We start from the raw sequence: 12,324 nt of genomic DNA on the forward strand, positions 1-12,324 counted from the left end.
TATCGCGGTACCGCTATGCTTGAGGCTTAGCTCTAAACGAGCCCAGCGCGTTGAAAAATTCATCTTTCAGCCGCTATTTGCGCTTGCTGCGCATAGGATGCAAGAGATGACGCATCTGCACCATGGCCATGGGTGTGGAAAGGCTCGACGCATCGGTTTCAAGGGTCAGTTCGTTCAACCCACGTTTCATGGTGCGCGCCAGCACCTCGAACACATTTGCGGTCGCCAATTGTAGCGCCCTTTCATCATCCATGCCCTGCAACAACCGAGCAAGGAAAAGGGCAGAGAGAAGATCGCCAAGGCCATTAGGGACATTGTCGATTGAGCGATGCTCGGCCAGAAGCGCGTGGCGTCCACTTAAAAACAGATTGCCAATGCCACCCGCCATCATCGGTACAGCGGATGTTACCAGCATCTTCGGTGGCCCGAGTGCCAGAGCCGCGTCCATGATCTCATTGTTGGTCTCAAGTTCCGCGCCGCTCATCCAGGCCAGTTCATAGCGGTTGGGCGTCGAAACGGTGGCCAGTGGAACGAGCTCGTCACGGATGGCTTCCGCCGTTTCAATCGGCACATACAATCCGCCCTTGTCGCCCATGACGGGATCGCAGAGATAGATGAGATCCGGATTGGCTTCTTTCATGGTGCGGATGAGGCGGGCGACGGATCGTACCTGATCGGCGCTGCCAAAATAACCGGTAAGGATGGCCCGCACCTCTCCCGACCATTTGGAACCCGCCAAATCCTGCATGGCCTTATCGAATTCGGTGTTGTCGAACCGCAGTCGCGTTGATGGGCCATGGCCGGGATGCCAGGGCATAACGATGGTCGGAACGGCCCAAACGGGAAAGCCCAGCGTCTCGAGCCCGAAAACAACCGCCCTGTTGCCGACGGAGCCGCGCATGACGTGGCTGGAGATGACGATGACGGAGCCGTTTGTGTTGTCCTGCATGGCGTACTCATTCAACTTGGTAGCAGCAACGGCTTCCACTTGACGCCATCGACTGCGTGATCGGTCCGTCATGGCACATCGTGCCGCCGCTTTCCACTGCTATGTGTGGTATCACCATGCGCAACTGGCTTGGTTTATTTCGCGGCGCGTTCCAGTGCCTTCAGCACGGTGCGTTCGGAAAGGGTCAGATAAAGCTCCATCTGGGTCGCTGCCTCTGTCACCTGACCCTTTTCGACAAGATTGAGAATCTGCTCGTTCATGTCGACGAAAGGGGAATGCAACTGCTCCGGGTCGTTCAACAGCCCGAAGCTGAGACGAAGCTCGGCAGCGACGCGGGCATAGAAATCGCTGAGCCGGCTGCTGTCCGACAAGTCGACCACGGCGGCGTGAAACCTCATATTGGCGCTACCGACTTCCCGCCACTGGCGTTGATCGCGTTGCGACTTGGCGTATTCAACCGCCTCACGCATGTTCGATGTTGCCGGATGTTTGGGCCACGCCTGACGCAGCGCGCCACACTCCAGCATGCGTCGGACCCGGTAGATATCTATGATCTGATCCGTGCTGGGCGTGGAGACGAAAACGCCGCGATTGGCTTCGTGTCGCAGCAGGCCGTCTTTGGTCAAAAGCCGGAAGGCTTCCCGCAGGGAGTTGCGCGATACATCCAGACGCTCGCTGAACGCCGCTTCGGATATTCGTTGCCCTGGCGTCAGGGCGCCGGTAATCAGAAGATCGCGAATGTCTCTGGCCACGCGATCCGCAAGCGGCAGGGATTCCGTCATGACATTCTCTTCCTGGGAACTCATTCGCAGTCCATCTTTGAGGCGCGGTGTCCCGTGCACCGTCGATGAAGCTGGCAATATCACAAATATTGAGCGTCGCAGGTAAAAATCGTGCTTATTTTTAGTCCATAAGCGCCAAAGATTACGCAAATTGAAAGAACGATATAATTTTATTGTTCAACAATATTGACAATTTTGTAGATGCCGCCAAGATCGGTCCAAAGCATCCGCGAGGGGCGGAGCGTGATAGGAGAAAATCCATGAATGAGAGTGAGCCACAGGTGGCGAGCGTGGAGACGGCTGCGCAGAAATCAAAGAAGCAGCGATATGCGCTCCTTTCCGCCATGTTCCTGATGTCGATGTCGGCGGTGGGGCCTGGCTTCATCACCCAGACTGCGACCTTCACCGTCAAGCTCGGCGCAGCCTTTGCTTTCGCCATTCTCATTTCCATCCTGATCGATTTCGTCGTTCAGGCCAACATCTGGCGCATCGTCACCATTACCCGCATGCGTGCACCTGCTATTGCCAACGCGGCCATTCCGGGTTCGGGTTATCTGCTTGCGGTCCTCGTCATCATCGGTGGTCTGTTCTTCAACGTCGGTAACATCGGCGGCGCGGGACTTGGCTTTAACGCCATGATCGATCTTGACCCCAAGATCGGCGGCGTCATCGGTGCGGTTGTTGCCATCGGCATCTTCCTGTCGCGCCGCGCCGGCATCGCCATGGACCGTGTGGTCTTCGTTGCCGCCTTCATCAAGCTGGCCTTGATCGTATACGCAGCCATCGTTTCGGGACCTCCAGTCGCAGCAGCTTTTAAACAGACATTCATGCCCGATACGATTGATTTCCTGACGATCACGACCATCGTTGGCGGCACGGTTGGCGGTTACATCACTTATGCTGGTGCTCACCGTTTGCTGGACCGTGGAACGGTTGGTGTGGAAAACCTTGGTGCCGTCAACCGGGCAGCCATGAGCGGCATCGCGATCACTGGTGTTTTGCGCTACATTTTGTTCCTCGCCATTCTCGGCGTCGTTGCCAGTGGCACGGTCATTGACCTTTCTGGGAAAAGTGCAAACCCTGCGGCGCAAGCTTTCCATGCTGCGGCTGGCGATATTGGTTTCCGCCTGTTCGGCGCAGTGTTCCTTGCATCGGCTATGACGAGCATCATCGGCGCGGCCTATACGTCCGTGTCGTTCCTGACAGCTTTCAAGCCAGAGATGACAGAACGTCAGCGCAACCTTTCAACGGTCGCCTTTATCGGTATTTCGCTGATCGCCTATATCCTCATCACCACGCCGCCCGCCGCCATGCTTGTCTTCGTCGGTGGTCTGAACGGTCTTGTCCTGCCCATCGGCCTTTCCATTCTGCTGTATGCGGCCTGGAAGCGGTCCGATCTCATGCACGGCTACCACTATCCGCGCTGGTTGTTGATCCTGGGTGCGCTGACCTGCTGCCTGACGTGGTATATGGCCTACAAATCCGCCGGTGCGATCTTCGCATTGCTCGGCTACTAAAACAGGGAGAGAGACATGGCCTCCATCGATCTGAACAGTGATCTTGGCGAAAGCTACGGCGCATGGAGCATGGGAGATGACAGCGCGATGTTGTCGGTCGTTTCCAGCGCCAACATTGCCTGCGGTTTCCATGCGGGTGATCCCTCGGGTATCTACCGCACGGTCAAAGCCGCCGCCGAAAACGGTGTCGTCGTTGGAGCCCATGTCTCCTATCCCGACCGCGTCGGCTTCGGCCGGCGCGACATGGATGTGACGTCGGAAGAACTGATTGCCGATGTCATCTACCAGATCGGTGCGCTGCAAGGCATTGCAGCCGCGGCCGGAACCAGGGTGCGTTACGTCAAGCCGCATGGCGCGCTCTACAACCGCGTCGCCAATGATGTGCGCCAAGGCCAGGCGGTGATCGACGGCATCAAGGCCATCGACCCATCGCTGGTGCTGATGGGACTTGCCAATGCGCCTATTCTCGACCTTGCCCGCACATCTGGCATGTCGGTGGTGGCGGAAGCCTTTGCCGACCGCGCCTATACGCCGGAAGGCCAGCTCGTTTCCCGCCGCGAGGCTGGTGCCGTGCTGCATGATGCGGAGAAGATCGCAGCCCGTATGGTGCAGCTTGCCCGTGAAGGCACGCTCGAAGCCATCGATGGAAGCATCATCAAGATCGAAGCGCAATCCATCTGCGTTCATGGCGATAGCCCCGGTGCGGTTGCCATTGCCCAGCAAATCAGGCAGCGGTTCGAAGCCGAAGGCATCGATATCCGTTCTTTCGCGTCCAGCACATAAGGAGCGTCCATGACGATCCCGACATCCTACCTCAATCACACGGATGCGACAGCCGCCCGCAAGGCGCGCGCCGATTACCGCAACGGTCTGGTCGCGCCCACATCAGGCATCGCGCCCGGTTTTACGCAGGCCAATATGATTGTGCTGCCGCGCGACTGGGCCTTCGATTTCCTGCTTTACGCGCAGCGTAACCCGAAGCCTTGCCCGGTGCTCGATGTGTCCGATCCCGGCGTGCCGACAACTTTGCTTGCCCCCGGTGCCGATCTTCGCACCGATCTGCCGCTCTACCGCATCTGGCGGGATGGAAAGCTGGTCGAGGAAACCGCGGATGCGACCAGCGCTTGGGCGGAACGAGATGATCTCGTCGCTTTTCTCATCGGCTGCAGCTTCACCTTCGAGACACCGATGGTGGAAGCGGGCATCGAAATCCGCCATATGACGGACAAGTGCAATGTACCGATGTACCTCACCAACCAGCCCTGTCGTCCGGCGGGTCGGTTGAAGGGCAATATGGTCGTTTCCATGCGTCCCATCCCCGCCTCGCGGGTAGCGGACGCGGCGACGATTTCCGGTCGCTTTCCCGCCGTGCATGGGTCACCGATGCATGTCGGCTCCCCGGCAGAAATCGGCATTGCCGATCTTGCCAAGCCGGATTTCGGTGATGCGGTGCGGATCGAACCCGGCGAAGTCCCGGTGTTCTGGGCGTGCGGAGTAACCCCGCAGGCGGCAGTCATGGCATCGGGCGTGCCCTTTGCCATCACCCATTCTCCCGGCCATATGTTCATCACCGACATTCCCGATTCTGCCTATCATGCGTGAGGAAAAGATGCGCTTCTTACCCGTCAGCCTCACGACCATTCTGGTGGAACTCGCCGATCTCGATCAGACGCTTGCGCTCTTCGCATCGCTTGAAGCCGACCCTATCGACGGTATCGAGGAGACGGTTCCGGCGGCCCGCACGCTGATGATCCGTTTTCGCCCGGAGAGCATCAGGGCAGAGGCTCTGGCGGCTGAAATCGCCACGCGCGATTTGTCTGCTAAGATCGCGCCATCCGACAAGCTGGTCGAAATTCCGGTACGTTATGATGGCGAGGATCTGGCCGACGTTGCCGAACTAACGGGACTCAGTGTCGAAGAGGTCATTCGTCGTCATACGGACAGCGAATTCACCGTTGCCTTTTGTGGTTTTGCCCCCGGCTTCGGTTATCTGGTGGGCGGTGATCCAGCGCTGCATGTGCCACGGCGCCAAAGCCCGCGTACGCGCATTCCCATCGGCTCGGTTGCGCTTGCCGGTGCTTTCAGCGGCGTTTACCCGCAAAACAGCCCCGGCGGCTGGCAAATCCTCGGCACCACGCCTTTGAAAATGTGGGATATAGAGCGGGACCCGGGCGCACTGTTCCAGCCCGGGTATCGCGTTCGCTTCTTTGATATGGACAAGGCGGGACGCAGTATCGATGTGCCCGCAGTAAAACCTGCTGCCCCCAAGGCCGTGATAAACAAAGATGCTGCCCATTTCGAAGTGCTGGCAGCACCTATGCCCGCCGTTTTTCAAGACCTTGGCCGATACGGGCAAACGGGGCAGGGCGTTTCCGCATCTGGCGCTCTCGATCGTTCGGCTTTCAACACCGCAAACCGCATCGTCGGCAACCCGGCCAATACCCCATGCCTGGAACTCACACTGGGCGGCTTTTCTTTCAAGAGTTCTAGTCGAACCGTAATCGGAGTGGCAGGCGCATCTTGCGTTATCACCATCAAGTCCGAAGAATATAGCTTCGAGGCAAACCCCTACGCGCCGATCTCTCTGGAGCCCGGTGATGTCGTGACATTTAGCAATCCTTCCGCTGGCATGCGCTGTTATCTCGCTGTCCGTGGCGGTTTCGACGTTGCGCCGGTTTTGGGGAGCGCTGCAACCGATACGCTGGCCGTCGTTGGGCCGGAGAGTGTCTTTGCTGGTTCGGTGGTCAATCTGCGCGACGAGAAAACCGGTCTTTCCAGCGTCTCCATCGACGAGGTGCCAGCCTTCGATCTGCCGAAAGCAGGGGAAGTCGTCACGCTTGATATCGTCTGTGGTCCGCGCACGGACTGGTTTACACAAAAGGGTCTTGAGACGCTGACGAGCCAGCTCTGGCAGGTCACGCCGCAGTCCAGCCGCGTCGGCATTCGGCTTGCAGGCGAGGTGCCGGTGGAGCGCAAGGATAGCGCAGAACTGCCGAGCGAAGGCACGGCCAACGGCGCAATCCAGATTCCACACAGCGGTCAACCGGTGCTGTTTCTCGCAGATCATCCGCTAACGGGCGGGTACCCCGTCATCGGGGCGGTTGCGGAATATCACCTTGATCTTGCGGGCCAGATACCGATCAACGCCAAAATCCAGTTTCGCCCGCTTGGGCCTTTCACTGAGATTCCGGCGGTCAAGAACAGAAAATTTTCGGGAGACAAACCATGAAGAAAGTGCTGATCGCCAATCGTGGCGAGATCGCGGTGCGTATCATCCGTGCCTGCCGTGACTATGATATCGGGTCCGTGGCCGTCTATGCCGATCCGGATCAGGATGCGCTGTTCGTGCGTCTGGCCGATGAGGCCTATGGGCTGGAGGGCGTTCGCCCTGCTGAAACCTATCTCGATATCGACAAGCTGATTGCCATTGCCAAGCGTTCCGGTGCCGATGCGGTTCACCCCGGTTATGGCTTCCTGTCGGAGCGTGCGGAATTTGCGCAGGCCGTTATCGATGCGGGACTGATCTGGATCGGCCCTGATCCTGATGTCATCAAGGTTCTGGGCGACAAGGTCGAAGCACGGCGCATCGCCACCAGCGTCGGCGCGCCTCTCGTTGCCGGCAGCGATGGTCCGGTTTCGACATCGGCTGAGGTGATTGCCTTTGCAGAACAACACGGCCTGCCGGTTGCCATCAAGGCGGCGCATGGTGGTGGCGGGCGCGGCATCAAGGTCGCGTGGAAAATGGAAGAGATCGCCGATCTCTACGAATCCGCCGTGCGTGAAGCCACAGCTGCCTTTGGACGCGGCGAATGTTTCCTCGAACGTTTTCTGGATCGCCCGCGCCACATCGAAGCGCAGGTCATCGCAGACAAGCATGGCAATGTCGTTGTCCTTGGCACCCGTGACTGCTCGTTGCAGCGTCGAAACCAGAAACTCATCGAAGAAGCGCCAGCCCCTTTCCTGACGCCTGAACAACGTCAAAAAATCCATGATTCCGCCAAGGCAATCTGTGCGGCGGCGGGTTACTCCGGTGCTGGCACAGTGGAATTTCTTTTAGGTATTGATGGCACGATCTCATTTCTGGAGGTCAATACGCGCCTTCAGGTGGAACACCCCGTTACCGAGGAAACGACGGGTATCGATCTCGTGATCGAGCAGTTCCGCGTTGCGGAAGGCCAGCCGCTGCGCATTCTGGAAACGCCGGAGCCGCGCGGCCATTCCATGGAATTCCGCATCAATGCCGAAGATCCAGGTCGCGGCTTTCTGCCAACGCCCGGCGCGATCACGCTTTTCGATCCGCCATCCGGCCCCGGCATCCGTCTGGATAGTGGCGTTGTGTCGGGCTCGACCATACCCGGCGTTTTCGATTCTCTGATGGCAAAACTCATTGTCACAGGCGTGGACCGTGATCAGGTGTTGCGCCGTACCCGCCGTGCGCTGAAAGAATTCCGCATTGAAGGCATTGCCACGGTCCTGCCGTTCCATCGCGCCGCAATCGACACCGAAGACTTTATCGGTACCGATGGGTTCAAGGTTCACACCCGCTGGATCGAGACCGATTTCGCCGACATGCCGGATGCGATGGAGCGCCCCGCTCCGGCAGACGATGCCTCGATGACGCGCACGTGGTTGGAAATCGACGGCAAGCGAGTGGCCGTTGGCCTGCCACGCGTGTTGCTGGCTGGTTTCAGCGGTGCCGGAACTGGTTCCACTTCCCCGGCAGCTTCGACCAAGCCACCGGTGGACGGTATTTTGGCACCTGTTTCTGGCACACTGCAATCCTTCAAAGTCAAGGACGGTGACACGGTATCGGAGGGTGATCTGGTCGCCGTCATGGAAGCCATGAAAATGGAAACGCAGCTCGTTGCGCCGAAATCCGGCAAGGTTCGCCTGGGCGTCAAGGAAGGCGATTATCTTCAGGCTGGCGACACCGTGTTTGTCTTCGAAAGCTAAAGACGCTTATCGGCTGAGGCAACAATCTCGGCCGATCAACAAATGCTATTAAATTGCCAGATTGTTTCCGCTAAAGTCACACAAGCGAAAGAAAAACTGGATAGCATTTTGGATTCCGAGAGCAACGACCGCGACGCGCAATCACTTTCCATTCACCTTTCGTTCCCCGAAGATATTGAAAACATTCAATATAGAACATTCGAGTACTTCTGGCTGGGTAGCCATCCGGTGTCAGGACTGGCCAGAGACCGTCTGAGCTCCGATGGCAAACCGATAAACGAGATTGCCTCGGTTTCAGGCACTGGATTTTCATTTCTGGCCATCATAGTCGGTGCGGAACGCCACTGGATCACCCGTGATCAGGCACTTGATCGTGTGACGACGATGGTGGGAGCGTTGCATAAGGCCAAACGCTTTCACGGTGCCTTTGCGCATTTCCTGCATGGCGACACGAGCGAGGTCATTCCGTTCGGGCCGAAGGATGATGGCGGCGATCTTGTGGAGACGGCTTTTCTCTTGCAGGGTCTGATTTGCGCGCGACAGTATTTTTCACGTCAAACCTTGGCCGAAACCAGGTTTCGCGCCCTCGCTCAGGATCTGATCACGGGCGTTGAATGGGACTGGTACACGAAAGGTGAGGATGGGCCGCTTTGGTGGCACTGGAGCCCGAAACACAGGTGGTGTTTTGACATCGCGATCAGCGGCTGGAACGAGGCGCTGGTGTGTTATGTGCTGGCAACAGGCGCACAACACCATTCCATCGATCCCGTTCATTACCATCAAGGTTGGGGGCGTTCCGGTGCCATGGTCAATGGCAACACTTATCTAGGAACGGTTCTGCCGTTGGGAGAGCCCTTCGGCGGCCCGCTCTTTTTGTCGCAATATTCGTTCTGCGGCCTCGATCCGAGACGATTGTCAGATCGTTATGGCGATTATTGGCAGCAAGTTAAAGCGCATACGCGGATCAATTACGACTACTGCCGGTCTAGATATCCCGAAACCGATCTGTGGGGCATGACAGCCAGCGATGGTCCCAAGGGTTACAGCGTGCACTCCCCAACGCAGGATAACGACGTCATTTCGCCGACCGCTGCTCTGTCGAGTTTTCCGGTTTGCCCGCAGGAGGCGACAGATGCAGCCCGCGCCTTTCTGCGCTACGGAGATGGCAAGCTTATAGGCAGATACGGCTTCGTCGATGCGTTCTCACCCGGCACGGGCTGGACCGCCAAGACCCATTTGGCCATCGATCAGGGACCGATCGTGGCAATGATGGAGAACTACCGCTCCGGGCTGTTGTGGTCTTTGTTCATGGGCGCACCAGAAGTTCAACGCGGTCTCGATCGGCTAGGCTTTGAAACGACAAGCATACAAGACCGCGTCTGATGGGGCTTAGTCGCGCGGCATGCCTTCCGGGCGCAGCAGTCGCCGTTGCGCGCCGATGCGGAACGGTGCATTCATAGCGCCATAGCCATTATACTGGCCGCGCCGTTCCACGATTTCAAAGAAGAAACCTTCCCCGAAGGTCTGGCTGTAAACCTGGAAGTATTCGCCATTGTCGTCGCGGTCATAGAGGATGCTGAAGGCGCGAAGCGTATCCGACAATTCCGGCTCAAGCCCGAAACGTGCTTCCAGATCGTCATAATAATTGCGCGAAATCGGCAGTGTCAGAAAGCCCAGACTTTGAAGTTGTTTCGCCGTCGCAAAAATATCATCGGTCGAGAACGCGATGTGTTGGATGCTGGTGCCGAAGCCTTCCGCCAGAAATTTCCCGGCAAAGGTCTTGCGATTGTCCGCACCATTCATGGTCAGTCGGAAATCGGGTCTTGGACGGCTTTCGATTGCCTGGCTGCGAACGAGCCCACCGGGTTCTACCACGTCGACCATGGGCGTGCGGCGCATCGAGAATATCGAGGTGTAGAACAGGAGCCAGGTCAGCATCTCATCATAGCGCGTCGTTTGCGCCAAGTGATCGATCCGCGTCAGTCCGGCACTCGCAGGTGCATCTGAGGCAAGAGGCACGAATTCGTTTTTCCAGATCGAAGATAAGGGCGGGGTGTCATCGAGGAAATAGATGACACCATTGCCGACGCCCTGGATGGCAGGAATGGATGCCTCGCCGCTTTTGCGCGGCTCGAAGAAGGTGGGTGCTCCCAAAGCTGCCGCACGCTCCATTGCAGCATTTGCGTCCTCGACCTTGAGGCCGAAGGCGTAGGCGTTCGTGCCATGAACCGAATAGGACGCGCCGGCGAAGCTGTCGCCGGTACTATCCGTGTTGATGACGATGCGGATGTCGCCCTGTGTGTAAAGCTCGACCTCGCGATTGCAGTGGCGGGCGGACTTGTTGAAGCCGAGCGTAGTGAGCAGTTTTTCGAGGCCTGTTTTTTCGGTTTGCCCCGTCGTAAATTCCACGAACTCCACGCCCGTCGTCTCGACGGGATTTGGCATTTCTGGCACCCCGATGCGGATATCCGGCTCCTGACGCTTCACCTGATCCATCAGGTTGATGAGTGAGCGGTGGCCGTCTTCAGCAAGCAGTCTGGCAGAACCACCACGGAACTGGTCGTTGAAGATTTCCAGCGAAAGTGGGCCGCAATAGCCGGTTGCGGCGACAGCCCGCATGAATTCGACAACCGGCAGATCGCCTTCACCCGGCATGTTGCGGAAATGACGGCTCCAATAGAGCAGGTCCATGTCGAAGAGGGGCGCGTCCGCCAGCTGAACGATAAAGATCTTATCGCCGGGAATGGAGCGGATCGAATTTGGATCGATTTTACGCGACAGGGTATGAAAGCTGTCGAGGATGATGCCGACATTCTTATGATCGGCGCGGCGAACGACTTCCCACGCATCGCGGTGGTCGCTGATGTGGCGTCCCCAGGCAAGAGCCTCATAGCCGACACGAAGTCCGTGCTTGGCGGCCCGCTCTCCCAGTTCATTGAAGTCGGCTGCCGCGCGATCCACGCCACCGAGCGAAATCTGCGAGACGTTGGAGCATATCAGCATCAGGTCGGTGCCGAGCTCGCCCATGATGTCGAATTTGCGCTCTGCGCGTTCGAACGCACGTTGCCGGTGATGGTCAGGCATGCCTTCGAAGTCGCGAAATGGCTGGAACAGCGTGATTTCGAGGCCGTGATCGCGAACCATTTCACGCACCTCGCGCGGCGACGCGTCATAGGTCAGAAAATCATTCTCGAAAATTTCAACGCCTGCAAATCCCGCTTTTGCGATGGCGGAAAGTTTTTCGGGAAATTCACCGCTGATGGAAACGGTTGCGATGGAGGTCCGCATCGGCAGCTTTTGCTGCTCTGTGCCATGGATGACCATATTGCCTTCCTTTCCAGTGTTATGTACTGATTGGTTAATAATGACGGCTTCGGTTTGGGATGGGCTGAGCGCTGATGGGTGGACGATGACAAAGGCCGCGAATTCGAACAATACCAGCGCGACGCGGCAGACGAAGCGCGACCCTGAAGGCGTGCGCCGCGACATTCTTTCCGTCGCCATGGACGAGTTTTCGCAAAACGGCCTGTCTGGCGCGCGTATCGATGAAATTGCGGCGCGCACGCGCACGTCCAAGCGCATGATCTACTATTATTACGGCGATAAGGAGGGGCTCTACCAGCAGGTGCTTGAGGAGGCCTATGCCAGGGTGCGTGGCGGCGAAAGCGACCTGGAACTTGATGGTATGGAGCCTTTGGCTGCGCTGGACAAGCTCTGTCGTTTCACCTTCGATCACCATCGCCGCCATCCCGCTTTCATCCGAATGGTCATGATCGAGAACGTTCACCACGGTCGGCACATGCAGGCCTCCGAAACGATTAGGCAGTTGAACCGCCCGGCGATCGAAGCGCTGGAAAACGTGCTGGCGCGTGGTCAGCAGCAGGGTGTTTTCCGCAAAGGCATCGATGCCCTCGAACTGCACTGGCAAATCAGCGCTCTGTCCTTCTTCAACGTCTCGAATGCGGCCACCTTCTCGTTCATTTTCGGCAACAGCCTGTTTACTGACGAGGGGCAGGAAGCTCTGTCGAAGCATGTCGCCGATATGGTTTTGCGCTACGTGCTTCGTGTCGATCATATCAGGGATACCGACACTGTCGGCGATTGACGACATTTGATGTCACGC

10 protein-coding genes are annotated in these 12,324 nt (G+C 57.8%); 7 read left to right on the forward strand and 3 right to left on the reverse strand.

The features are described 5' to 3' along the window. Positions 1-73: 73 nt before the first annotated feature. Together pdxY and CPJ18_RS19110 are read right to left on the reverse strand one after the other, a co-directional pair. Positions 74-949 (reverse strand): pyridoxal kinase PdxY, encoded by an 876-nt coding sequence (gene pdxY, locus CPJ18_RS19105; protein ID WP_103659647.1) that lies wholly within the window; start codon positions 947-949, stop codon positions 74-76. Between the two features lie 134 nt (positions 950-1,083). Then, positions 1,084-1,755, reverse strand: coding sequence for a GntR family transcriptional regulator (locus tag CPJ18_RS19110; RefSeq protein WP_425353160.1), 672 nt, complete (start codon positions 1,753-1,755; stop codon positions 1,084-1,086). 236 nt (positions 1,756-1,991) lie between these two features. Here CPJ18_RS19110 and CPJ18_RS19115 point away from each other — a divergent pair, with 236 nt between their 5' ends. The 6 genes from CPJ18_RS19115 (at position 1,992) to CPJ18_RS19140 (ending at position 9,584) form a co-directional block, all read left to right on the forward strand. Continuing rightward, positions 1,992-3,248 (forward strand): NRAMP family divalent metal transporter, encoded by a 1,257-nt coding sequence (locus tag CPJ18_RS19115; protein WP_077102522.1) that lies wholly within the window; start codon positions 1,992-1,994, stop codon positions 3,246-3,248. 15 nt (positions 3,249-3,263) lie between these two features. Beyond that, complete coding sequence (locus CPJ18_RS19120; protein WP_077102523.1) at positions 3,264-4,031, forward strand: LamB/YcsF family protein; 768 nt, start codon at positions 3,264-3,266, stop codon at positions 4,029-4,031. A 9-nt stretch (positions 4,032-4,040) separates the two neighbouring features. Further along, positions 4,041-4,850: a putative hydro-lyase gene (locus CPJ18_RS19125; protein WP_077102525.1), complete on the forward strand. Its 810-nt coding sequence runs from the start codon at positions 4,041-4,043 to the stop codon at positions 4,848-4,850. Between the two features lie 7 nt (positions 4,851-4,857). Beyond that, positions 4,858-6,477 (forward strand): 5-oxoprolinase subunit B/C family protein, encoded by a 1,620-nt coding sequence (locus tag CPJ18_RS19130; protein WP_103659726.1) that lies wholly within the window; start codon positions 4,858-4,860, stop codon positions 6,475-6,477. Beyond that, positions 6,474-8,201 (forward strand): acetyl/propionyl/methylcrotonyl-CoA carboxylase subunit alpha, encoded by a 1,728-nt coding sequence (locus tag CPJ18_RS19135; protein WP_077118498.1) that lies wholly within the window; start codon positions 6,474-6,476, stop codon positions 8,199-8,201. The genes CPJ18_RS19130 and CPJ18_RS19135 overlap by 4 nt, the downstream gene beginning before the upstream one ends. 108 nt (positions 8,202-8,309) lie before the next feature. Further along, positions 8,310-9,584 (forward strand): glucoamylase family protein, encoded by a 1,275-nt coding sequence (locus CPJ18_RS19140; RefSeq protein ID WP_244554381.1) that lies wholly within the window; start codon positions 8,310-8,312, stop codon positions 9,582-9,584. Between the two features lie 6 nt (positions 9,585-9,590). Here CPJ18_RS19140 and CPJ18_RS19145 read toward each other — a convergent pair whose 3' ends face one another. After that, positions 9,591-11,489, reverse strand: coding sequence for a bifunctional sugar phosphate isomerase/epimerase/4-hydroxyphenylpyruvate dioxygenase family protein (locus tag CPJ18_RS19145; RefSeq protein WP_077118640.1), 1,899 nt, complete (start codon positions 11,487-11,489; stop codon positions 9,591-9,593). 121 nt (positions 11,490-11,610) lie between these two features. Between CPJ18_RS19145 and CPJ18_RS19150 the strand changes: the two genes are divergently transcribed. Next, entirely contained in the window at positions 11,611-12,306 is a 696-nt protein-coding gene (locus tag CPJ18_RS19150; RefSeq protein WP_077102819.1) for a TetR/AcrR family transcriptional regulator, read from the forward strand. Positions 12,307-12,324 lie beyond the last annotated feature (18 nt).

Source organism: Agrobacterium rosae (assembly GCF_002915175.1).
Lineage (GTDB): Bacteria > Pseudomonadota > Alphaproteobacteria > Rhizobiales > Rhizobiaceae > Agrobacterium > Agrobacterium rosae.